At 73.2% G+C, this 23418-nt stretch carries 19 protein-coding genes; 12 read left to right on the top strand and 7 right to left on the bottom strand.

All coding sequences use genetic code 11. The annotated features are described in order from the left end of the window. A partial coding sequence (locus ACIP5M_RS14205) for an acyl-CoA carboxylase subunit beta (RefSeq protein ID WP_401196264.1) occupies window positions 1–1224 on the top strand: 1224 nt, incomplete at its 5' end. A 15-nt stretch (window positions 1225–1239) separates the two neighbouring features. Continuing rightward, complete coding sequence (locus tag ACIP5M_RS14200) at window positions 1240–1431, top strand: acyl-CoA carboxylase subunit epsilon (protein ID WP_401196262.1); 192 nt, start codon at window positions 1240–1242, stop codon at window positions 1429–1431. A gap of 11 nt (window positions 1432–1442) precedes the next feature. Here ACIP5M_RS14200 and ACIP5M_RS14195 read toward each other — a convergent pair whose 3' ends face one another. From ACIP5M_RS14195 to ACIP5M_RS14180, 4 genes are all read right to left on the bottom strand, one after another. Next, entirely contained in the window at window positions 1443–3620 is a 2178-nt protein-coding gene (locus tag ACIP5M_RS14195) for a protein kinase (RefSeq protein ID WP_401196261.1), read from the bottom strand. 5 nt (window positions 3621–3625) lie between these two features. Further along, window positions 3626–4558, bottom strand: a complete 933-nt coding sequence (locus ACIP5M_RS14190) for a serine/threonine protein kinase (RefSeq protein ID WP_401196258.1) — start codon at window positions 4556–4558, stop codon at window positions 3626–3628. A 72-nt stretch (window positions 4559–4630) separates the two neighbouring features. Beyond that, complete coding sequence (locus ACIP5M_RS14185) at window positions 4631–6748, bottom strand: protein kinase (RefSeq protein WP_401196256.1); 2118 nt, start codon at window positions 6746–6748, stop codon at window positions 4631–4633. A gap of 32 nt (window positions 6749–6780) precedes the next feature. Beyond that, a complete protein-coding gene (locus ACIP5M_RS14180; RefSeq protein ID WP_382636015.1) occupies window positions 6781–7236 on the bottom strand; it encodes an Lrp/AsnC family transcriptional regulator in 456 nt (151 codons plus the stop codon). Between the two features lie 119 nt (window positions 7237–7355). On the opposite strand from ACIP5M_RS14180, the gene ACIP5M_RS14175 reads away from it, so the two are divergent. Both ACIP5M_RS14175 and ACIP5M_RS14170 read left to right on the top strand, forming a co-directional pair. Beyond that, entirely contained in the window at window positions 7356–8357 is a 1002-nt protein-coding gene (locus ACIP5M_RS14175) for an asparaginase (RefSeq protein ID WP_401196253.1), read from the top strand. An 83-nt stretch (window positions 8358–8440) separates the two neighbouring features. Beyond that, window positions 8441–9280, top strand: coding sequence for an alpha/beta fold hydrolase (locus tag ACIP5M_RS14170; RefSeq protein ID WP_401196252.1), 840 nt, complete (start codon window positions 8441–8443; stop codon window positions 9278–9280). On the opposite strand, the gene meaB is transcribed toward ACIP5M_RS14170, so the two are convergent. The 3 genes from meaB to ACIP5M_RS14155 are packed head-to-tail and all read right to left on the bottom strand — an operon-like array spanning window position 9265 to window position 14327. After that, the gene (meaB, locus tag ACIP5M_RS14165) at window positions 9265–10263 is read right to left on the bottom strand and encodes a methylmalonyl Co-A mutase-associated GTPase MeaB (RefSeq protein WP_401196249.1); all 999 of its coding nucleotides are present in this window, start codon (window positions 10261–10263) and stop codon (window positions 9265–9267) included. The two genes, ACIP5M_RS14170 and meaB, sit on opposite strands and share 16 nt — an antisense overlap. Before the next feature lie 15 nt (window positions 10264–10278). Next, window positions 10279–12465 carry a methylmalonyl-CoA mutase gene (gene scpA / locus ACIP5M_RS14160; protein ID WP_401196247.1) on the bottom strand — a complete coding sequence of 729 codons (2187 nt, stop codon included), beginning with the start codon at window positions 12463–12465 and terminating at the stop codon, window positions 10279–10281. After that, window positions 12462–14327 carry a methylmalonyl-CoA mutase family protein gene (locus ACIP5M_RS14155; RefSeq protein WP_401196245.1) on the bottom strand — a complete coding sequence of 622 codons (1866 nt, stop codon included), beginning with the start codon at window positions 14325–14327 and terminating at the stop codon, window positions 12462–12464. The genes scpA and ACIP5M_RS14155 overlap by 4 nt, the downstream gene beginning before the upstream one ends. A 1237-nt stretch (window positions 14328–15564) precedes the next feature. On the opposite strand from ACIP5M_RS14155, the gene ACIP5M_RS14150 reads away from it, so the two are divergent. From ACIP5M_RS14150 to ACIP5M_RS14115, 8 genes are all read left to right on the top strand, one after another. Then, window positions 15565–16497 (top strand): TauD/TfdA dioxygenase family protein, encoded by a 933-nt coding sequence (locus ACIP5M_RS14150; protein WP_401196242.1) that lies wholly within the window; start codon window positions 15565–15567, stop codon window positions 16495–16497. 42 nt (window positions 16498–16539) lie between these two features. Beyond that, window positions 16540–17097, top strand: a complete 558-nt coding sequence (gene ssuE / locus ACIP5M_RS14145) for an NADPH-dependent FMN reductase (RefSeq protein ID WP_401196239.1) — start codon at window positions 16540–16542, stop codon at window positions 17095–17097. Window positions 17098–17137: 40 nt separating this feature from the next. After that, window positions 17138–18184: an ABC transporter substrate-binding protein gene (locus ACIP5M_RS14140; protein ID WP_401196237.1), complete on the top strand. Its 1047-nt coding sequence runs from the start codon at window positions 17138–17140 to the stop codon at window positions 18182–18184. A gap of 8 nt (window positions 18185–18192) precedes the next feature. Beyond that, on the top strand, window positions 18193–18987 hold the full coding sequence (locus ACIP5M_RS14135) for an ABC transporter ATP-binding protein (RefSeq protein WP_401196235.1): 795 nt from the start codon (window positions 18193–18195) through the stop codon (window positions 18985–18987). After that, on the top strand, window positions 18984–20087 hold the full coding sequence (locus tag ACIP5M_RS14130; protein ID WP_401196233.1) for an ABC transporter permease: 1104 nt from the start codon (window positions 18984–18986) through the stop codon (window positions 20085–20087). Before ACIP5M_RS14135 ends, ACIP5M_RS14130 begins: the two co-directional genes overlap by 4 nt. A 71-nt stretch (window positions 20088–20158) precedes the next feature. Continuing rightward, window positions 20159–21493, top strand: a complete 1335-nt coding sequence (locus ACIP5M_RS14125; RefSeq protein ID WP_401196230.1) for an LLM class flavin-dependent oxidoreductase — start codon at window positions 20159–20161, stop codon at window positions 21491–21493. Further along, the gene (locus ACIP5M_RS14120; protein WP_401196228.1) at window positions 21490–23067 is read left to right on the top strand and encodes an FAD-dependent oxidoreductase; all 1578 of its coding nucleotides are present in this window, start codon (window positions 21490–21492) and stop codon (window positions 23065–23067) included. Before ACIP5M_RS14125 ends, ACIP5M_RS14120 begins: the two co-directional genes overlap by 4 nt. Continuing rightward, a complete protein-coding gene (locus tag ACIP5M_RS14115; RefSeq protein ID WP_401196226.1) occupies window positions 23064–23417 on the top strand; it encodes a ferredoxin family protein in 354 nt (117 codons plus the stop codon). Before ACIP5M_RS14120 ends, ACIP5M_RS14115 begins: the two co-directional genes overlap by 4 nt. Window position 23418: the final 1 nt, after the last annotated feature.

Raw genomic sequence — 23418 nt, 5'->3', positions numbered from 1 at the left:
ATCCACAAGATCATGGACATGGCCATCGCGGCCGGTGCCCCGCTGGTGTCGCTCAATGACGGTGCGGGTGCCCGTATCCAGGAGGGCGTCTCGGCTCTTGCCGGGTACGGTGGCATCTTCCAGCGCAACACCAAAGCCTCCGGGGTGATCCCGCAGATCAGTGTCATGCTCGGCCCGTGCGCCGGCGGCGCCGCCTACAGTCCGGCGTTGACGGACTTCGTGTTCATGGTGCGGGACACCTCGCAGATGTTCATCACCGGCCCGGACGTGGTCCGTGCGGTGACGGGTGAGGAGATCACCCAGAACGGTCTGGGCGGCGCGGACGTGCACGCCGAGACCAGCGGTGTGGCGCATTTCGCGTACGACGACGAGGAGACGTGCATCTCCGAGGTCCGCTACCTGATCTCGATGCTGCCGTCCAACAACCGGGAGAACCCGCCGGTCCACGAGACGTCCGACCCGGCCGACCGCCGCAGCGAGGTGCTGCTGGACCTGGTCCCGGCGGACGGCAACCGCCCCTACGACATGCTCAAGGTCATCGAGGAGCTCGTCGACGAGGGCGATGTCCTGGAGATCCACGAACGCTGGGCCCGCAACATCATCTGCGCGCTGGCGCGTCTGGACGGCCAGGTCGTCGGGATCGTCGCGAACCAGCCCGGCCACCTGGCCGGTGTCCTGGACATCGAGGCCTCCGAGAAGGCCGCCCGGTTCGTCCAGATGTGCGACGCCTTCAACATCCCGATCATCACCCTGCTGGACGTGCCGGGCTTCCTGCCCGGCGTGGACCAGGAACACGGCGGGATCATCCGCCACGGCGCCAAGCTGCTCTACGCCTACTGCAACGCCACCGTGCCGCGGATCAGCCTGATCCTGCGCAAGGCCTACGGCGGCGCCTACATCGTCATGGACTCCCAGTCCATCGGCGCCGACCTCACCTACGCCTGGCCCACCAACGAGATCGCCGTCATGGGCGCCGAAGGCGCGGCCAACGTCATCTTCCGCAAGCAGATCGCGGACGCCGAGGACCCCGAGGCCATGCGCACCCGCATGGTCAAGGAGTACAAGGCCGAGCTGATGCACCCCTACTACGCGGCCGAACGCGGTCTGGTCGACGACGTCATCGACCCCGCCGAGACCCGCGCCACCCTGGTGGCCGCCCTCTCGATGCTCCGCAACAAGCACGCCGACCTGCCGTCCCGCAAGCACGGCAACCCCCCGCAGTAAGGAGACACGCCACCGATGAGCACCGACACCCTGCTGCGCGTCGAAAAGGGCAACGCCGCCCCCGAGGAACTCGCCGCGATCACCGCGATCCTCCTCGCCCGCGCCGCCACCACCCCCACCCCGGTCCCCGCCACCCGCTCCCAGGCCGGCTGGCGCCGCCTGGAACGCACGCCCGGCTTCCGCGCCCCCCACAGCTGGCAGGGGTGACGTCTGCCGGGTCAGCCGAGGGGGAGGGCGAACGCGAGGCCCTCCTCGCGGGCGTAGACCCGCTTGTCCTGGGGATCGGCCGTCAGGGCGACCGCCGTCGTCGGGTAGCGCCAGAGCGCCTTGTGGGAGCGGGTGTCGACGGCGCGCAGGCCGATCTTGTCCATGGTGAGGACGAGCCCACCGACCACCACCGGGGCCACGTCACCGTCGGCGGCGGTGTCCTTCAGGGGCTGCTCCGTCCAGAGTGCCGCGCCGGTGCGGGCGTCGACGGCGACGAGGCCGCGGGCGCTCTCGACGGTGTACACGACACCGTCCCGCACGGCCGGGAGCCCGTAGCGGCGCATGCCGTACGGCTTGTTGGCCGTGTCCCGGCCCGCGCCGAAGGACCAGGCCGTCGCGCCGTCGCCGAGCCGCAGCGCTTGGAGGGTGTCGGAGCCGAGGTAGACGTGGTCCTCGTCCGTGGCCAGCGCGTAGGGCATCGCGCCCGTGACGGGCAGGGCTGCCTTCTCCCAGCGCGTGGCGCCGGTGGCGGTGTCGTGCAGGCTCAGGGTCAGGGATCCCCCCGCCTCCGAGCGGCGGCACAGCAGGAGGCCGCTCTTCACGACCTTGCCGCGGACGAGGGCAGGGGACGACGAGCGCTCGAAGGGTCCCGCCGTCTTCTGACGCCAGAGCTCGCGGCCGGACTTCAGGCTCGCGGCGACGAGGAACCACTCGGCGCCGGCGGCCGACTTGGCGGACAGGTACACCCTGTCCCTGTCCACGCACAGGAGCTGGCCGAGCTTGTGGCTGCCGTCGAAGGCGTCGAGCGTCACGAGCGGCTTCTCCCTGACCACGCCCTGGGGAAACCGCTCGACCGTGAGCGCTGTCGCCCGGCCGTCCTTGGCGGCGTCGCCCTTCGGCTCCGGCATCCCGTACAGCTGCTTGCCGTCGGTGGCCATGCGCCAGGGGCTCTGGAGTTCCTCCTCCCACCACCCCTGTGCGCCCGTCGCCGGATCGAGCTTCTTGGCCTCGGCCCCGGCGGCCACGACGAGGCCGTCGTCCACCCACAGGGGGGCGAAGTCCACCCCGATGCTGCTGAGGGTGACCTTCCACAGCGAGGCGGGCGCCGGCCGGAGGGTGGACTGCGGCTTGGCGTCCGCCCGCTCCTGCGGCCAGGCCCACACGGCGCCGGCCGTGGCGAGCGCCGCCGCGCCGATCGCGCCCCCGGTGAGCGTGAACAGCCTGCGGCGTGACATGCCGGCCGCGACGACCGTCGCCGGCTCCCCCGCGGGAGCCGGGAGCCGGCTCGGGGGCTCCTGCCACACCGCCGCGCTGCGGCGGGCGATGTCCGCGAGCACCGGCTGGGGCAGCCCGTCGGCGAACGGGCCTTCACGGGGTGCGAGCAGCCGCGCCAGCTCGGCCGTCGTGGGCCGCAGCGCCGGGTCCTTGCTCAGGCAGCGGGCCAGGAGCGGGGCCAGGTCAGCCGGTACGCCGGTCAGATCGGGCTCCGCGTACCGCACCCGGTAGAGCAGGTCCGCCGCCTGCCCGCCACCGAAGGGGCCGTGTCCGGATGCCGCGAAGACCAGTACGCCCGCCAGCGCGAACACGTCGCCGGCCGGGGTGTGTTCGAGGCCGCCGGCCTGCTCGGGCGACATGTAGGCGGGCGTGCCGGCCGCGGTGCCGACGCTGGTCAGCCGCTCGTCGCCCAGGGCGCGTGCGATGCCGAAGTCGATGACCTTGGGGCCGGTGGCCGTCACCATGATGTTGGACGGCTTGAGGTCGCGGTGCACGACGTCCGAGCGGTGCAGCTGGCCGAGCGCGTGGGCGAGGTCCGCGCCCAGGGACCGGACGCACGGCTCGGGCAGCGGTCCGCCGAGCCGGACCGCCTCGTCGAGCTGCGGCCCGAGCACGTACTCGGTGGCCAGCCAGGGCGTCGCGGAGAGGGGATCGGCGCCGAACACGCGGGCCCCGTAGCGGTCGCCGATGATCCGTGCCGCGTCGGACTCCAGCCGGAAGCGGGTGCGGAAGGAGGCGTCGGCGGCGATCCGGGTGTGCACGGTCTTGAGCGCAACGGTGCGCCCGCCCGCCGAGCGGGCCAGGTAGACCGTGCCCATGCCGCCGCTGCCGAGCCGGGCCAGCAGCCGGTAGCCGCCGAGGTGCTGCGGATCGTCGTGCGTGAGCGGGGTGAAGGGTGCCGGGGCGAGGGGCATCGGGTTCAGTGCACCTTCTGGGTCGCGGCGAACGCCTGCTCGGGTACGGGGAGTTCCGCGGCGAGCAGCGCCGCCGACTGGGCGGCGAGCGCGGCGACCACGCGGCCGGGCAGGGACGGGGGAGCGGAGTGGTCGAAGACGGTCACGTCCGGCAGGCGCGGGTCCCCCGCCGAGGCGGCCCCGACCGCAGGCCCCGCCGGAGCCGCGGCCGGTTCCGCGAGCTCCCGCAGCGGTTCCTGTGCCGACCCGGGCCGGTCCGCCGGGTCGCGAGCCAGGCAGGCACCCACCAGGCGCCGCAGCCCGGGCGGCAGTTCGCTCTGCTCCGGCACGGTGTGGCCGGTCGCCGCGTACGCCAGTACGGCACCCAGCGCGAAGAGGTCCCCGGCCGGCGAGGGGACAGCGCCCGAGGCCTCTTCCGGGGCCAGGCAGCCCGGGTCGAGCCCGGCGAGCCCGGCCCGCGCGGCGCCGTAGCAGGTCAGCAGTGGCCCGCCCGGGGTGACCAGCACAGCGGCCGGCGACAGCCCCGCGTGCGTCACCCCTCGGGCGTGCGCGACGGCCAGCCCCCGCGCGAGCGCGGCGCCCAGCCCGCGGACGGTGTCCTCGGGCAGCGGGCCGCCGTACGCGGCGAGCACCGCCGGCAGCGGCAGCGCCGGGGTGTAGGGGGCCGCGTACCAAGGGAAGCCGGCTGAACCGCCCACCTCGGCGACGTTCAGGAACCCCGGTACGGACAGCCGCCGGGCGCCTTCGGCCTCGAGCGCCCACCGGGACGGATCGGAGCCGACCGGCGGCACGCAGACCAGAACCGTGCGCTGCCCGTCGCCGTCGCGCGCGAGGTAGCGGCGCTCGGGAACGGTCCGCCCCGCGGATTCGGCGTCGAGCCGGGCCAGGGTCACGTACGGCCCGATCTGCGACGGGTCGTCGTGGCGTAGGCGTTCCATTGCGCGCGCTCTCCCGGGTCGGTGGTCCGGCCCCGAGCCTAAGCGGTGATCGCACGCGCGCCCGGCACGGGGTCAGCCGACGGTGGGCATGGCCGTCAGCTTGCCGTCGTTGACGAGGAAGACCCGGTTGCCGACGCCGGACATGGCCCAGGGCCCGCTGGAATCGGCCGACCAGGTCCAGAACCGGTTGCCGCTGGTGCTGGAGTAGGCCGAGACCCCCCGCCCCTCGCCCTCGACCGCCCACAGCGTCTGCCCCTGGATCAGGAGGGGGTTGTGCGGGAGCGGGCCCCGGGCGGCACGGCCGCGCGCCGGAAGCTCCTTGCCCTCGGTGGTGAAGGCGGCCAGCGTCGTCCCGTTCGCGCAGATCAGGTTCTTGCCGTCCAGCAGCGGGGCACCCCAGCCGCCGGCGCCTTGGCGCGGGTCACCGGTGGCGGCGGCCTTCCACAGCTCGTCGCCGGTGAAGTTCATCTTGCGGGCCGTCAGGGTGCGGCCGCCGAGGAAGACGATGGTGTGGTCCGCGCTGCCGAAGTTCTTCACCTCCAGGACGAGCGGGTCGATGGCGGAGGTCGCCTGGTTCTTGATCTCCCAGTTCTGGTCCCCGAACTGGTTGTAGAAGGAGCGGACGGTGCCGTCGGCGCCGAAGAGGACGACGGTGCCGCCTCCGGCGGCGGCCTTGGGCCCCGCGCCCGCCACGGCGGTCGCCGGCAGCGGCACGGTCCAGCGGATCGACTGGAGCTTCATGTTCACCGCGCGCAGATGACCGCCCTTGGTCACGACGTAGATGAACTCCTTGTCGGAGGTCAGGATCCGGCTGACCTCCGCGCCCGGCACCGACCACTTGAGCCGGGCCGTGGAGGCCTCGTGGACGCGGAGCGCGCCGTCGACGCCCGCCGCGGCGAACGTCGGGTCCTCCAGCGCGAGGAGCCCGGCCTCCGGTGCGATGTCGGCCATGCGCCACTTCTCCCGGCCGTCGCGCGTCCTACGGGCCGCCAGCCCCCCGTCCCTGGCGGCGAACATGACCACGTCGCGCAGGGACAAGGGCGTGAGGGCGACCCCGTTCTCCGGCTTGGCCGCGACCGGCAGCGGCCCCCACAGGGGTTCGGGAGCCTTGCCGGACTGCGCGGCCGACAGCGGCAGCGGCTGCGCGGCCTCGGCCAGTCCGGGCACGTTGGGCGCCCGGGGTTCCTCGCGCAGCAGCCACCAGGCCCCGGCCCCGCCGCCGGCCGCGAGGACCCCGCCCGCGGCCAGCGAGGCGCGCAGCACCCGCCTGCGGGAGGGGCCGGTTCCGGGCTCCTGTACGAGGAGCGCGGCCTGCCGCTCGGCCTCGGTGCCGCGGCGGGCGATGTCCTTGGCGAGCGGTCCCGTGCGCCAGACGCGGTCCGCTCCGCGCGGCGGGGCGAAGGCGCCCGCGATCTGCTCGGGGGTCGGGCGGTACGCGGGATCCTTGGCGAGGCAGGGTGTGATCAGGTGCAGCAAGTCGGCGGGTATGCCCGCGAGTTGCGGCTCGCCGTGCACCACCTCGTACTGGACGGCCGCCACGTGCGTGCCGTCGAAGGCGCGCCGGCCGGTCGCCGCGTACGCCAGTACCGCGCCGAGCGAGAAGACGTCCGCGGCCGGACCGACCCGCCGGCCGAGCACCTGCTCCGGAGCGCCGTAGCCGGGGGTGACCGGGACCTGGCCGGTGGTGGTGAGCGTCAGCCCGTGCTCGGGGCGCGCGATGCCGAAGTCGATGACGCGCGGTCCCGCCGAGGTGAGCACGATGTTCGCCGGCTTCAGGTCGCGGTGGACCAGCCCGGCGGCGTGGATGTCCCGCAGGGTGGTGGCGAGGGAGGCGGCGAGCGCGCGTATGCCGTCCGGGCCGAAGGGCCCGTACCGCCGGACGGCGTCGTCGAGGGTGGGCCCGGACAGGAACTCGGTGGCGATCCAGGGCCGGTTGCCGTCCTCGCTGTGGGCGTTCAGGACGCGGGCGACGCCCGGGCTGGTGACGGCCTGGGCGGTGTGCGCCTCGCGGACGAAGCGCTGCGCGAGGTGGGGGTCGTGCGCGAGCTCCGGCAGCAGCACCTTGACCGCCGCGGTCCGGCCCTCCGCGTCCCGGCCGAAGTAGACCTTGCCCATGCCGCCGGCGCCGAGCACGCCGAGGAGGCGGTACGGGCCGAGGCGGACCGGGTCGCCGGTGCCGAGAGGTTCCATGGGGTGCTGCTTCCTGTCTGGGGCGGGCCGCGTCAGCGTTCGACGGGCAGGCCGGTCGGTTCCTTGATGCGCTTCATGATGATCTGCGAGTTGACCTCGGTGACTCCCGAGAGGGCCGTCAGCTGCTCGATCCACAGCCGCTCGTACGCACGCAGGTCCGCGACGGCGATGCGCAGCAGGCAGCCCGGGCTGCCGAAGAGGCGGTAGGCCTCGATGACGTCGGGGATGTCCTGCAGGGCGGCCTCGAAGGCCTCGACGGCGGCGCGGTCACGGCGCACCTCCACCGAGACGAGCACCTCGAAGCCGCGGCCCACGGCCTCCGGGGAGATCACGGCGCGGTAGCCCTGGATCACCCCGTCCTGTTCGAGTTGGCGGACCCGGCGCATACAGGGGGAGGGGGTGAGCCCCACGCGCTGGGCGAGCTCCTGGTTGCTGAGGCGGCCGTCCGCCTGGAGCTCGCGCAAGATATCCCGGTCAATGGCATCCATCACGCAATTATCACCTACTGAATGTTACGAGCGCGGCCAAAGAAGCAATCGCATTGCGCGTAGATCTCCCTATCATTGCTGCTTTCAGCACACACGTACGAGGAAGGGCGGCCACGGCCATGGGACGGATCGTCGTCATCAGCACCGGTGGGACGATAGCCAGCCGCTGGCAGGGCTCCGGCTTCGCGGCGGACGCCGACGGCAGCGAGGTCATGGCCACGGCCCCGCTGCCCGAGGGCATCACCGTCGAGCTGGTGGACCTGTTCAGCGTCAACAGCCCCCGGCTCACCACCGCCCACCAGCTCACCCTCCTGCGGACCGTGCACGAGGTGCTCGCCGACCCCGGAGTCGACGGCATCGTCGTCACCCACGGCACCGACACCCTCGAGGAGTCGGCGTTCCTCGTCGACCTCCACCACCACGACGCGCGCTCCGTCGTGTTCACGGGCTCGCAGCGCCCCATGGGCACCGCCGACGGGGACGGGCCGGGCAACCTGTACGACGCGCTGCTCACCGCCGCCGGCACGCGCGGGCTCGGCGTGCTGATCGCCTTCGCGGGCCGGGTGCACGCCGCGCGCGGCACGGTGAAGACCCAGGCCGTGGCGCTGGACGCGTTCGCCGACCCTTCCGAGGAACTGTTCGGGAAGATCGGCTTCGGCAAGGTCACCGTCCTGCGCACACCCCAGCGGTCCGAGCCGCTCCCGCTGCCGGCGATGCCGGAACTCCCGCCGCGCGTGGACGTGGTGGTGCACCACGCCGACGGCGACCCGGTGCTGCTGAACGCCGCCGTCGAGGCGGGCGCGCGCGGCATCGTCCTGGTCGGCACGGGCGCGGGCAACGCCACCCCGGAGATCGTGGACGCCGTCAAGGCGGCCGTCGGACGCGGGGTCCTGGTCGCGCTGACCACGCGCGTCATGGCCGGGCCCGTCACCGAGATCTACACGCACGGCGGCGCGGTGGACCTGGTGGCGGCCGGGGCGGTCCCGACGGGAACGCTCCGGGCGGGCCAGGCGCGCATCGCCGTGCTCTCCGCCCTGCTGGGCAGCGACGACCCGGCGGAACAGACCCGCCTGCTGCGCCGGACGCTGGCCGCGGCCGGACCGGTCCTGGTCGAGGCCTGACCGTACGAAACCCCTGGTCAGGGGTTCTAGGGGCCCGGAGAAACCGGTTGACCGGCCGGAACGGCGCTGACAAGATCCGCGCCATGCCCCACTTCTCCGCGTACGACGGCACCGACCTCGCCTATCGCACAGTCGGTGACGGGCCGCCGCTGATCTGCCTCCCCGGCGGCCCCATGACGGACTCCGCCTACCTCGACGAGCTGGGCGGCCTGTCCGCACATCGGCAACTGATCCTGCTGGACCTGCGGGGCACCGGAAGGTCCGGCATACCGCGGGACCCGGCGACCTACCGCTGCGACCGGCTCGTCGACGACGTGGAGGCCCTGCGCGAGCACCTCGGCCTCGAACACATCGACCTGCTGGCCCACTCGGCCGGCGCGAACCTCGCCGCCCTGTACGCCGCCCGGCATCCGCAGCGGATCGGCCGGATGGCGCTCATCACCCCGAGCGTCTTCGCCGTCGGCATCGAGGTCACCGCCGAGATGCGGCTCCGGGGCGCCCGGCGGCACTCCCACCAGCCGTGGTTCGCCCCGGCCTACGCCGCCCTCCAGGCCATCCAGGCCGGCCGGATGACCCCCGAGAACTGGGACGCGATCGAGCCGTTCTCGCACGGCAGCTGGGACGCCGCGGTCCAGGCCCGCAAGGAGGCCGAGGACGCCCTGCGCAACAACGAGGCCGCGGCCGTCTACGGATCCGGGGGCGCCTACGACCCGCCCGCCACCCGGGCCGCGCTCGAGACGTTCGACCGCCCGGTCCTGCTGCTCGCCGGCAAGAGCGACCTGGGCGCCATGCCGGAGGTCGTGGAGCAGTACGCGGAGCTGTTCCAGGACCCCCGGCTGGTCGTCCAGCGGCGCGCCGGGCACTTCCCGTGGCGGGACGACCCGGCGGCCTTCACCGCCGAGGTCGTTCAGTTCCTGGGCTGACCCGACGCGAAGGCCGCCAGGATCCGGTCCGCCGCCGAGGTGGCGGTGGTGGCGCCGGCCCGGACCGACTCCTCCAGGGCCGGCGCGAGATCCCGTACGGCAGGATCCGCGCGCAGCCGCTCCAGCAGTTCGTCGCGGACCATCGACCAGGTCCACTCCACCTGCTGGGCCGCCCGCTTCGCGGCCAGCCGGCCGCCCGCGTCCAGCAGCGTCCGGTGCTGTTCGAGGCGGTTCCACACCTCGTCCAGCCCGGCCGATTCCCGGGCGCTGCACGTCAGGACCGGCGGGGTCCAGGCCGCGTCGGCGGGGTGCATCAGGCGCAGCGCGCCGGACAGTTCACGGGCGGCGGCCTTGGCGTCGCGCTCGTGCGGGCCGTCCGCCTTGTTCACCGCCAGGACGTCGGCCAGCTCCAGGACACCCTTCTTGATGCCCTGCAGCTGGTCGCCCGTACGGGCCAGGGAGAGCAGCAGGAACGAGTCGACCATCCCCGCCACCGTGGTCTCCGACTGGCCCACGCCGACCGTTTCGACGAGGACCACGTCGTAGCCCGCCGCCTCCATGACGATCATGGATTCCCGAGTGGCCTTCGCGACCCCGCCCAGCGTTCCCGCCGAGGGTGAGGGCCGCACGAAGGCCGCGGGGTCCACCGAAAGCCGCTCCATCCGCGTCTTGTCGCCGAGGATGGACCCGCCCGTCCGCGTGGAGGAAGGGTCCACGGCCAGGACCGCGACCCGGTGGCCCAGCCCGGTCAGCATCGTGCCGAACGCGTCGATGAAGGTGGACTTCCCGACGCCCGGCACCCCGCTGATGCCGATCCGGCGCGCGTTCCCCGCATGGGGGAGGAGCTCCGTCAACAGCCGCTGGGCCAGGGCCCGGTGATCGGTCCGGGTGGACTCGACGAGGGTGATGGCGCGCGCGATGTGCGCGCGCTTCCCGTCGAGCACGCCCTTCACGTACACGTCGATGTCGATCTTCGGGGGCATGCTCCCGGCCCCCGCCTACAGCTCGTGGCCCAGGTCCGCGGCGAGCCGCGTCACCAGGTCGTGGGCGGCGTCCGGAATGACCGTTCCGGGCGGGAACACCGCCGTCGCACCCATCTCCAGCAGCGTCGGGACATCGGCCGGCGGAATGACCCCGCCCACCACGATCATGATGTCCTCGCGGCCCTCCTCCGCCAGCTGCTCGCGCAGCGCCGGTACGAGGGTCAGGTGACCGGCCGCCAGCGACGAGACGCCCACCACGTGGACGTCCGCCTCGACGGCCTGGCGGGCCACCTCTGCCGGGGTCTGGAACAGCGGGCCGACGTCCACGTCGAAGCCCAGGTCGGCGAAGGCGGTCGCGATCACCTTCTGGCCGCGGTCGTGCCCGTCCTGGCCCATCTTGGCCACCAGGATGCGCGGACGGCGGCCTTCCGCCTCCTCGAACCGGTCGACCAGGGCTCGGGTGCGTTCCACGCTCGGGGACTCTCCTGCCTCAGTGCGGTAGACGCCCGAGATCGTACGGATCTGGCTGGCGTGCCGCCCGTACACCTTCTCGAGTGCGTCGGAGATCTCGCCGACGGTCGCCTTGGCGCGCGCCGCGTCCACCGCCAGGGCGAGCAGGTTGCCGTCGCCGCGCTCGGCCGCGTTCGTCAGCGCCCGCAGGGTGTCCTGGGTGACCGCCTCGTCGCGCTCCTCGCGCAGCCGCCGCAGCTTGGCGATCTGCTGGGCGCGCACCGAGGAGTTGTCGACCTTGAGGACCTCGATCGCCTCGTCGTTCTCCACGCGGTACTTGTTGACGCCGACCACCGGCTGGCGGCCCGAGTCGATCCGGGCCTGCGTACGGGCCGCGGCCTCCTCCACGCGCAGCTTCGGGATGCCCGCGTCGATGGCCTGGGCCATGCCGCCCGCCGCCTCGACCTCCTCGATGTGCTGCCAGGCGCGACGCGCCAGGTCGTACGTCAGCTTCTCGACGTACGCGCTGCCGCCCCACGGGTCGATCGACCGGCAGGTCCCCGACTCCTGCTGCAGCAGCAGCTGGGTGTTGCGGGCGATGCGCGCCGAAAAGTCCGTCGGCAGCGCGAGCGCCTCGTCGAGGGCGTTGGTGTGCAGCGACTGGGTGTGCCCCTGGGTCGCCGCCATCGCCTCGATGCACGTGCGCGTCACGTTGTTGAAGACGTCCTGCGCGGTCAGCGACCAGCCCGAGGTCTGCGAATGCGTGCGCAGCGACAGCGACTTGGCGTTCTTCGGGTCGAACTGCTTGACCAGGCGCGCCCACAGCAGACGGGCCGCGCGCAGCTTCGCGACCTCCATGAAGAAGTTCATGCCGATCGCCCAGAAGAACGACAGGCGCGGCGCGAACGCGTCCACGTCCAGCCCGACGGCCTGCCCGGCACGCAGGTACTCCACGCCGTCGGCGAGGGTGTACGCCAGCTCCAGGTCGGCCGTGGCGCCGGCCTCCTGGATGTGGTAGCCGGAGATGGAGATCGAGTTGTACCGCGGCATCTTCTGCGAGGTGAAGGCGAAGATGTCGGAGATGATCCGCATCGAGGGCTTGGGCGGGTAGATGTAGGTGTTGCGGACCATGAACTCCTTGAGGATGTCGTTCTGGATGGTCCCGGCGAGCTTGTCGGGGGAGACGCCCTGCTCCTCCGCCGCCACGATGTACAGCGCGAGGACGGGCAGCACCGCGCCGTTCATCGTCATCGACACCGACATCTTGTCCAGCGGGATCCCGTCGAACAGCTGCCGCATGTCGTAGATCGAGTCGATCGCCACGCCCGCCATGCCGACGTCACCGGTCACGCGCGGGTGGTCGCTGTCGTAGCCGCGGTGCGTGGGCAGGTCGAAGGCCACCGACAGGCCCTTCTGGCCGGAGGCCAGGTTGCGCCGGTAGAAGGCGTTCGACTCCTCGGCCGTGGAGAAGCCGGCGTACTGCCGGATCGTCCAGGGCTGGTTGACGTACATGGTCGGGTACGGGCCGCGCAGGTACGGGGCCACGCCCGGGTACGTCCGCAGGAAGTCCAGGCCCTCCAGGTCCCGGCCGGTGTACAGCGGCTTGACGCCGATGCCCTCCGGGGTCTCCCACAGCAGGTCGGCGGCGGCCGTCCCGGTGGACTCCTTCACCGCGGAACGCCACTGGTCCTCGGAGACGCCGCCGCCGGCGGCGGGTCCGAGCGGCAGCTCGGAGAAATCGGGGATGCTCATGCCTGCACTCCCATCCGGTCGAGTACGGAGGACAGCACGGCGACGGCGTCACAGCCGGCGAAGACGTACTCGTCCACGGAGGCTTCCGCGGTGCCGGGCCGGCCGGCCAGGAACACGGTCGTGGCGCCCGCCGCGCGCAGCGCCCCGGCCACCGCCGCGGCCTGCTCCTCGTACAGCGCGTCGCTGGAGCACAGCACGGCCATGCCGTCGGCGCCGCTCGCGGCATAGGCCGCGGCGGCCGTCGCCGGGTCCACGGAAACGGGGTCGTGCACGGGCTCGATGCCCCCCGCCTGGAAGAGGTTCGAGGCGAAGGTGGCCCGCGCGGTGTGCGCGGCCGCCGGGCCCAGCGCGGCGAGGAAGATCCGCGGCCGGGCGCCGGTCGCCGCCAGGTGCGCGTCGCTGCGGGCGCGCAGGGCCTCGTAGGCCTCGTCGCGCCGGACGCGCGGCAGGCCGCCGGAGGGCGCCGCGGGCGCGGGCTCCCGTACGACCGGCTTCTCCGACAGGAACGGGAACTCGCTGACCCCGGTGATCGGTTCGCGGCGCTTGGCCAGCTTCTTCGAGCGCTCCGCCCAGGTGGCGGCGAGGCGCTCGGCGACCCTCCCGGAGCGCAGGGCGGCGGCCAGGCCGCCCGCCTTCTCCACGATCTGGAAGAACTCCCAGGCGGCGTGGGCGAGTTCGTCGGTGAGCCGCTCGACGTAGTACGAGCCGCCGGCCGGGTCGATCACGCGGGCCAGGTGCGACTCCTCCAGCAGGATGGTGGAGGTGTTGCGGGCGATCCGGCGCGCGAAGGCGTCCGGCAGGCCCAGCTCGTGGTCGAAGGGGAGCACGGTGACCGAGTCCGCGCCGCCCACACCGGCGGCCATGCAGGCCACGGTGGTGCGCAGCATGTTCACCCAGGGGTCGCGGCGGGTCATCATCACCGGCGAGGTCACCGCGTGCTGGAGCTGGGCACCCGCCTCCGGGGCCCCCGAGGCCTCGGCGATACGGGCCCACAGACGGCGTGCGGCACGCAGCTTGGAAATGGTCAGGAACTGGTCGGCGGTGGCCGCGTAGCGGAACTCCAGCTGGCCGAGGGCCGCTTCGGTGCTCAGCCCGGCTTCCGTGAGGGCCCGCAGGTAGGCGACACCGGTGGCCAGGGAGAGCCCCAGCTCCTCGGCGGCGCTGCCGCCGGCCTCGTGGTACGGCAGGGCGTCCACGGTCAGGGCGCGGACCCCGGGGTAATCGGCGGCGGCCGCCCGGGCGAGCTCCAACGCGTCGGCCGGGTCCAGCGCCTCGCCCGTACGGGCCTCGTGGCCCAGCGGGTCGGCGCCGAGACTCGCCCGTACCGCCGTCGGCTGCATCCTCCGTTCGGCGCACACGGCGAGGAACGCCCGCGCGGCCTCGGCGTATCCGGCTCCGGCGTCGAGCGAGACCGGGGCGAGGTCCAGGTAGACCCCGTCCAGCGCCCGGGCCAGGCCGTCGGCGGGGATGCCGCCGTGGCCCACGGTGAGCCAGAGGGAGGTGACCCCGTTCTCCAGATCGGCGAGGGCCGCCTCGTTGACACGCACGGGATCGGAGCCCGCGGGGCGCTGGCGCACGTCCCAGCCGTTCGCGGTGGTGCCTTCCGGCTTCCCGCCGCGCACGAAGGGGGCGAAGCCGGGGAAGCCGGTGTCGGGAGCCGCCCCGTCGGGCGGCGCGGTGTACAGCGGGCGGGTGGTGAGCCCGTCCTCGAGTGGGGTGGACAAAGCGTCTTCTGCGGCCTCGCCGGAGGCTTCCTTGCCCGACTTGCGCAGTACGCCTTCTACAAGGCGCTGCCACTGCTCATGCGTCGCGTCAGGGAACTCGGCGGCCAGGGAGAGCCCGTCGTCAGGCAGGACCGTCATGGCTCGAATGCTAGGGGGGCCGCTCAGCGGTGCACCATACCGCTGGGTGTGATCTCGCACTCTCATGACATACTAAAAGGATCCCGGAACAGGCTGCTGAGCAGCACTCTTGCGGCTGCCGCGGGCCGTGTGGCCGGCCGGGCGCACGGGGGTCACGATCCGCTCCGCTTCCCCGCACCGGCACGAGTGCGCTGTCACGCAGCCGCGAATCCCCTGCGGGCGACGCCCCTGAGGAACACTCGCGAACCTGCCACGACCGTGACCGCCGGATTGAAGACATCCCACAGAAGAACCGCGGGCGCGTGCGCGCGGCAGCGGCGTGTCGGCCCTGTCCGGCCTCGCCGGTGTCGGAGAGCGGTGCCCCGGATCTCTGACCGTCCCGCCGGCCGCACCGGCCCCGTCCAGCCCCGCCGGCGTGCGGGGGCGCGGGGGCCCGGCGGTTTCGGGAAGGGGCGGGGTGGGGGAGGGCCCCGCGGGGCTCCGGCGGGGGCGGCGCTGCAACGGCATGGCGGGCACGTTGCGCAACCGTGAAATCCGGCCACGCGATCCGGCCGCCCAACGGCCCCCCGACGCCGCTCGGAACGCAGCGAAAGCCCAGGTCACGACCGGTGCACTGGGCCGGTGGCCCGCCCGGGGCGGGCCGCCCGACGGGGGTTGACCACCGCCGGGGCCGCTGACAGGCTCCGGGCCATGACCGCGAACGCACCTCTCGTCCCGCGGCTCCACACCCCCGGCCCCTGTACCGCGCCGGACGCGTGTCCGGGCCGCTGTACCGGCCTCCGCCGAGCCTGATCCCAGGCGTCACGGCCCCGCCGGATCCGCCCCGAGCGACGCCCTTCCGGCCGGCTCGCCGCCCTTTCCGGCCAGTCCGCCGGGCCCTGCGCACGCGTCCCCCGGGCCCGGCACCGTCCCGCGTCCAGCCCGAGCGGAGCTCTGCCGCCCCGGGCCCCAGGTGTGTCCAACCGGTCAGGTCGGGGCTCGCGGTGTCCGGCAACGCCTCACCGCGTTGTCCTCACCCCCGCCGAGGCTCCGCCCCGACTCCCTCGTCCGCCTTGCGATGCACGGCACCAGTCGCCGCTCCCTCGACCAGCCCGACCCGTAAGACATCCCTGCCCACCCCGCAGGGCCGCGCCGTGCCCTGCCACGCCACACCACGCCCTCCGGGCCTCGCCCCATCTCCCCTCCACCACCTCCGCCGCGGACGAATGCCTCCGCGGCCTCGCCACCAGGAGTTCCCATGGCCACCGTCACCACCCCCGTCACCGTCACGAAGATCGGGGGCCGCATCGGCGCCGAGATCGGCGGCGTCCGCCTCGGGGGCGACCTCGCCGCCGGGACCGTCGCCGAGATCCGCTCCGCGCTCCTCGCCCACAAGGTCGTCTTCTTCCGCGATCAGGACCACCTCGACGAGGCCGGCCACGAGGCCTTCGCCCGCCTGCTCGGGGCCCCGGTCGCACACCCCACCGTCCCTTCCGCGGACGGCCGTTACGCCCTCGGCATCGACTCCCACCACGGCGCCCGTGCCAACCAGTGGCACACCGATGTCACCTTCGTCCCCGCTTACCCGGCCTTCTCCATCCTCCGCGCCGTCACCATCCCCCCGTACGGCGGCAACACCCTCTGGGCCAACACCGCCACGGCCTACTCCCACCTCCCCGCACCCCTGCGCGCCCTCGCCGACGGTCTGCGCGCCGTCCACTCCAACGCGTACGACTACGCCGCCCTCAAGCCCGATGCCCTCCCCGAGGCCCTGGCCCAGTACCGCGAGGTGTTCACCTCCACCACGTTCCTCACCGAGCACCCGGTGGTCCGCGTCCACCCCGAGACGGGCGAACGCACCCTCCTGCTCGGCAACTTCGTCCAGCGCATCGAAGGCTTCACCGGCCGGGACTCCCGCCTCCTCCAGGACCTCTTCCAGGCCCACATCGAGAGCCCCGAGAACACCGTGCGCTGGCAGTGGCGGGCAGGCGACGTCGCCATCTGGGACAACCGCGCCACCCAGCACTACGGCGTCGACGACTCCGACGACCACGAGCGCACCCTGCGCCGCGTCACCGTCGACGGTGACATCCCGGTCGGCCCCGACGGCGAGCCCTCCCGCCTGATCAGCCCCGAGACCGTCCCGGACCCCGCCTTCGGCATCCCCTCGGGCGCCTCGACCGCCGCCTGACCGGCCCCGCCCCGCCACCCGTACGCACTCCGAGGAGCCCCCGTGCCCCAGCTGCTCGCCCTCACCGGCAGCCCCTCCACCCACTCCCGTACCGCCGTCGTCGCCGATCACGTACTGCGCCGCCTCTCGCACGCCGGCTTCGACACCGCCCACCTCGCCGTCCGTGACCTGCCCGCCGCGGATCTCCTCTCCGCCCGGCGCGGCGAACCGGAGATCCGCGGGGCCCTGGAGGCCGTCGCCGAGGCCGACGGCCTGGTGATCGCGACTCCGATCTACAAAGCCTCGTACACCGGCCTGCTCAAGGCCTTCCTCGACCTGCTCCCGCAGGACGGGCTGGCCGGCAAAACGATCCTGCCGCTGGCCACGGGCGGCAGCCTCGCCCACGTCCTGACCATCGACTACGCCCTGCGCCCCGTCCTCGCCGCCCTCGGCGCCCGGCACGTCACCGCCGGCCGCTTCGTCCTCGACTCCTCCGTCGAGCGCGGCTCCGGCCCCGACCGGCTGCGGCCGGAGGCGGAGCTGGACCTCTTCCAGGCCGTCGACGAGTTCGCCACCGCCCTGCGCGCCGCGCGCGCCACCGCCCTCACCGCCACCCCGTAACCCCGTCAATCCCGAAACCCCGTACCGACAAGGAACCGTCATGGCCGCAGCACGCATACCGACCCCCACCTCCCGACGCCAGTTCCTGACCCTGCTCGGCATCTCGGCGGCCGCGGTGAGCTGCGGCACGGCCACCGCCAACGGCGGAGGATCCGGCTCCGGCTCCGGATCACAGGTCAAGACCCTCAAGTACCAGGGCTCGGTCGGCGCGGTCACGCTTCCCGAACTCGCCGCGGATCTGGGCTACTTCGAGGACGTCAAGCTCGAATGGGTCGGCAACACCACCAGCGGCCCGCAGGACATCCAGACCGCGGCCACCGGTCAGACCCACTTCGGCAGCGCCTTCAACGGCGCGGTCATCAAGCTCGCCGCCGGCAAGGCCCCGATCAAGGCAGTCATCTCCTCCTACGGCTCGGACCAGCACTCTTACGCCGGCTACTTCGTCCTGGAGGACAGCCCGATCCGCTCCGCCCGGGACCTGATCGGCAAGAAGGTCGGCATGAACACCCTGGGCGCCCACTACCAGGCGCTGCTCGACACCTACCTCGCCCGCAACGGTCTGTCCAAGGCGGACGCGGCCAAGGTCGAACCCCTGGTCGTGCCGCCCGTCAACACCGAACAGGCGCTGCGCGCGAAGCAGATCGAGGTCGGGGTCCTCACCGGCATCCTGCGCGACAAGGCCGTCGCCTCCGGCGGCATCCGCCCGCTGTTCACCGACGTCGAGCTGCTCGGCCCGTTCAGCGCGGGCACGTACGTCATGACCGAGCGCTTCATCAAGCAGAACCCGGACACCGTACGGACCTTCGTGACCGGCGTCGCCAAGGCCATCGAGTGGTCCCGCACCACCCCGCGCGAGGAGGCCGTCGCCCGGATGACCGAGATCGTCAAGAAGCGCGGCCGGAACGAGGACACCACGGCACTGCAGTACTGGCGCTCGTTCGGGATCGCCGAGACGGGCGGCCGGATTCCCGACAAGGAGTTCCAGCTCTGGCTCGACTGGCTCGGCGAGCGCGGTGAGATCAAGCAGGGGCAGTTCAAGCCGTCCGACCTCTACACCAACGAGTTCAACGGATACGGAAAGGGGTGACGGCCGCCATGGCGAAGATCGTGTTCGACGCAGTGACCAAGGCCTTCGGGGACTTCACCGCCCTCGACGGCATCGACCTGGAGATCGGGGCGGGGGAGTTCGTGGTCGTCGTGGGCCCCAGCGGCTGCGGCAAGTCCACCCTCCTGGACCTCCTCGGCGGGCTGTCGGCCCCGACGGCCGGGCGGATCCTCCTCGACGGCAAGCCGGTCACCGGGCCGGGCCTGGACCGCGGCATCGTCTTCCAGCAGTACGCACTGCTGCCGTGGCGCACCGCCCAGGGAAACGTCGAGTTCGGGCTGGAGGCCACCGGTGTGCCGCGACGGCAACGTGCCGCGCGGGCCAGGGAGTTCCTCGAACTCGTCGGTCTGACCGGCTTCGAGGACCGGCACCCGCACCAGCTGTCCGGCGGCATGCGCCAGCGCGTGGCCATCGCACGCTCGCTGGCGTACGACCCCGACGTACTGCTGATGGACGAGCCGTTCGCCGCGCTCGACGCGCTGACCCGGGAGTCCCTCCAGGACGAGTTGCGCCGCATCTGGCAGAGCACGGGCAAGACCGTCGTCTTCATCACGCACGGCATCGAGGAGGCCGTCTACCTCGGGCAGCGGGTGGCCGTCATGACCTCGCGGCCCGGCCGGGTCAAGGAGGTCGTCCCGATCTCCTTCGGCCACCGCGAGGGACTGCTGGGGGAGGCCCTGCGGTCCAGCCCGGAGTTCGCCCGCTACCGGCACGAGATCTGGGACCTCCTCCACGACGAGGTGGCCCGCGCCCAGCAACTGGAGAAGGAGGCGGCAGCCGCATGACCACGGGAACAGACACCACCGCCCGAGCCGCCGCGGGCCTCGCCACCCCGCCCGGCGGCCTCACCACCCCGGCCGCCGGCGAGCCCGCCCCGAGGCCTGACGCGACCCCGGCCACCGGCGGGACCGCCCCGGCCGGTGCCCCGCTCCCCAAGGCCCCGTCTCCGTCCGGGCCGTCTCCGTCCGGGCCGTCTCCGTCCGGGCCGGCTCCGGCCGGCGCTGCTCCGGCCGCCGCCGGGCCGACCCCGGCCGCCGAAGGGACCGCCCCGGCCGCAGCCACGGCCAAGGGCCTGGCGGCCGGCCCCGCCGCCACCCGTACGACGTCCGCCGCACGAGCCGCCGTCCGCGTACTGAAGGCCGCCGCCCTCCGGAGCGCCGCGGTCCTCGCGCTCGTCGCGCTCTGGGAGGTCGCCCCCCGTGCCGGGCTGGTCGACGCCACCTTCCTGCCGCCCATCAGCGAGGTGGCAGTCGCCTGGTGGGAGCTGGCCGGCGACGGCCGGCTCGCCGACCACACCCAGGCCAGCCTGGTCCGCTCCCTCGGCGGCTTCGCCATCGCCGTGGCCGTCGCCGTCCCGCTCGGCCTGCTCATCGGCTGGTACCGGCCCCTCGCCGACTTCCTCGGCCCGCTGCTGGAGGTCTTCCGCAACACCGCGGCCCTCGCGCTGCTCCCGGTCTTCGTCCTCCTCCTCGGCATCGGCGAGACCTCGAAGGTGTCGATCGTCGTCTACGCCTGCCTCTGGCCCGTCCTGCTCAACACCATCAGCGCCGTCCGCAACGCCGACCCCACCCTGATCCGGCTCGCCCGGTCGATGGACCTCTCCACGCCCCGCCTGTTCCAGAAGGTGATCCTCCCGGCCTCCGTACCGGCGGTCTTCACGGGCATCCGCCTCGCCGGCGCCGTCTCCATCCTCGTCCTCGTGGCCGCCGAGATGATCGGCGCCAAGGCGGGCCTCGGCTACCTGATCAACGCCTCGCAGTTCAACTTCGCCATCCCGCAGATGTACGCGGGCATCATCACGATCTCCGCGATCGGCGTCGCCTTCAACCAGCTCCTCGTCACCGTCGAACGCCGCCTCAGCGTCTGGCGCGTCCCCACCGCCTGAAGCCCCCGCCGCTCCCCGCGCGGGCCGGCCGGCTCGGCCCCCCTACCGCCCCCCAGAAGGAACGGACCCCCATGACCACCGCACCCCGGACCCTGCACCTCAACGCGTTCCTCATGAACGCCGGGCACCACGACGCCGCCTGGCGCCACCCCGGCAGCAGCCCCGAACGGGCCACCGACCTGCGGTACTTCCAGGAACTGGCCCGCACCGCCGAGCGCGGCAGGCTCGACTCCATCTTCTTCGCAGACGGCGTCGCCCTCTGGGGCAAGGCCCGCTACAACGCCCTCGGCGGGTTCGAGCCGCTCACCCTGCTCTCCGCGATCGCCGCCGTCACCGAGCACATCGGGCTCATCGCCACCGTCTCCACCACCTTCAACGAACCCTTCAACCTCGCCCGCAAGTTCGCCTCCCTCGACCACATCAGCGGCGGCCGGGCCGGCTGGAACATCGTCACCTCCGGCAGCGTCGACGAGGCCCGCAACTTCAACCGGGACGAGCACCTGGAGCACGCCCGCCGCTACGAACGCGCCCGCGAGTTCCTCGACGTCGCCACCAAGCTCTGGGACAGCTGGGAGGACGACGCGATCGTCCTCGACAAGGAGCGCGGCATCTACGCCGACACCGACAAGCTCCACCCCGCCGCCCACCGGGGCGAGTACTTCGGCGTCGCCGGCCCCCTCAACGTGCCGCGCTCCCCGCAGGGCTACCCGCTGCTCGTGCAGGCCGGCTCCTCCGAGGACGGAAAGGAGTTCGCCGCCCAGTACGCCGAGGCCGTCTTCACCGCCCAGCAGACCCTTGCCGACGGCCAGACCTTCTACAAGGACCTCAAGTCCCGGCTGGCCCGCTACGGCCGCGCCGAGGGCGACCTGCTCGTCCTGCCCGGCATCGCCCCCGTGATCGGCTCCACCGAAGCCGAGGCGAAGGCCCTGGAGCAGGAGCTCACCGACCTCCAGATCCCCGAGTACGGCCTCGCCCAGCTCTCCGGGATGCTGAACGTCGACCTCACCGGCCTGCCCCTCGACGGCCCGCTGCCCGACCTCCCCGAAGAGCGGGACATCAACGGCAACAAGAGCCGCTTCACCCTCGTCGCCGAGCTCGCCCGCCGTGACGGCCTCACCCTGCGCGAACTGATCGCCCGCCTCGGCGCAGGCCGCGGCCACCGTACCTACGCCGGCACCCCCGAACAGATCGCCGACCAGCTGGAGGAGTGGTTCACGCAGGGAGCCGCCGACGGCTTCAACATCATGGCCCCGATCCTGCCGACCGGCCTGACCGACTTCGTCGACCACGTCGTGCCGATCCTGCAGCGCCGCGGCCTCTTCCGCACCGAGTACACCGGCACCACCCTCCGCGAGAACTACGGCCTGCCGCGCCCGGTCAACCGCTACGCGCGGGAATCCGTATGACCGTTCACGAGAGCGTCACCGACGTCCTCGTCGTCGGCGGCGGACCGGCCGCCACCTGGGCCGCCCTCAAGGCGGCCGAGGCCGGGGCCCGGGTCGTCCTCGCCGACAAGGGCTACTGCGGTACCAGCGGCTCCACGGCGGCCGGCGGCACCGGCGTCTGGTACGTCCCGCCCGAGCCCGCCGCCCGCGAGGCCGCCATGGCCTCCCGGGAGGGCCTCGGCGGCTACCTCGCCGACCGCCGCTGGATGGCCCGCGTCCTCGACGAGACCTACGACCGGATGAACGAACTGGCCACCGACGGCCGCTACCCCTTCCCGACCGGCCGGGACGGACAGCCGCTGCGAAACGGCCTCCAAGGGCCCGAATACATGCGGCGGATGCGGATCCGGATCCGCCGCGCCGGGGTCCGCGTACTGGACCACAGCCCGGTCACCGAGCTGCTCACCGACGCCGACGGCGCCGTCGCGGGCGCCGCCGGGTACCGCCGTCAGGCCCGCGAGCACTACCGGGTCCGGGCCGGCGCCGTGGTTCTCGCGACCGGCGGCTGCGCCTTCCTCAGCGGCGCGCTCGGAACCAACACCAACACCGGCGACGGCGCGCTGTTCGCCGCCGAGGCCGGGGCGGAGCTCTCCGGAATGGAGTTCTCCAACGCCTACGGCATCGCCCCCGAGGGCACCTCCGTCACCAAGACCGCCTTCTACTCCTTCGCCACCTTCTACCAGGAGGACGGCAGCGTGCTGGAGGGCGCCGCCGGCCAGGGCGGCCGCTCGGTCATCGCCCGCGAACTCCTCACCGGGGCCAAGGTGTACGCGCGTCTCGACCGTGCCGATGACGCCGCGCAGGCCGCAATGCGCCTGGCACAGCCGAACTTCTTCCTCACCTTCGACAGGCTCGGCATCGACCCCTTCACCGACCGCTTCGCCGTCACCCTGCTCGCGGAGGGCACGGTCCGCGGTACCGGCGGGATCCGGATCACCGGCGACGACTGCGCGACCGGCGTGCCCGGCCTGTACGCGGCCGGGGACGCGGCCACCCGCGAGGAGATCTGTGGGGGCTTCACCGGAGGCGGCAGCCACAACGCCGCCTGGGCCATCTCCTCGGGCAGCTGGGCCGGCCGGGGAGCCGCCGGGCACGCCCTCTCCCTCGGCTCGGGACGGGCCGCCGCCCGCCCCGTCACCGGCGCCGGAGGCGCGGGGCTGCGCCCGACGGGGACCCCCGGAGCCGCCGACGGGCACCGCGCGGCCGTGGAACTCGTACAGGCGCAGGTGCTCCCGTACGACAAGAACTACCTGCGCCACGGAGAGGTGCTGGGCGACGCCCTGCGCACCCTCGACGGGACCTGGGCCGAACTGCGCGGATCCCTGCACGGGCAGGGCGCCGACCTCGTCAAGGCCCGGCAGGCGGCCGCGATGACGGCGCACGCGCGGTGGATGTACGCGGCCGCACTCGCGCGGCCGGAGAGCCGGGGCATGGCCCGGCGCCTCGACCACCCGGAACAGGACCCGAGGCTGCACCACCGCATCACCGTGGGCGGACTCGACCGGGTGTGGACGCGGGAGGAGGCGGCGGCATGATCGAACTGGTCTCGCAGGAACGCTGCATCGCCTGCGACAAGTGCGTCGAGGTCTGTCCGACGGACGTGTTCGAGCGGGGCCCCGACGGGATCGCGGTGCTCGCCCGGCAGGAGGACTGCCAGACCTGCTTCATGTGCGAGGCCAACTGCCCGGTCGACGCGCTGTTCGTGGCCCCGCAGACCCGGCCGCTGCCGGACGACCCGGCCGTCCGGGACGAGGCGGGACTGGTGGGGCGGGGCCTGCTCGGCAGCTACCGGCGCGAGATCGGCTGGGGCGAGGGGCGTACGCCCGGGGCGCTGCGGGCCGTCGGTCCGGCGCTCGGGCCGGCGGCGAAGCCCATCACCTCCTGAG

Origin of the sequence: Streptomyces sp. NPDC088762, from assembly GCF_044750905.1 — a bacterium.
In the GTDB taxonomy this organism is placed as follows: domain Bacteria; phylum Actinomycetota; class Actinomycetes; order Streptomycetales; family Streptomycetaceae; genus Streptomyces.
The sequence above is the reverse complement of the archived record's forward strand: the minus strand, read 5'-3'. Positions and strand labels throughout refer to the sequence as shown.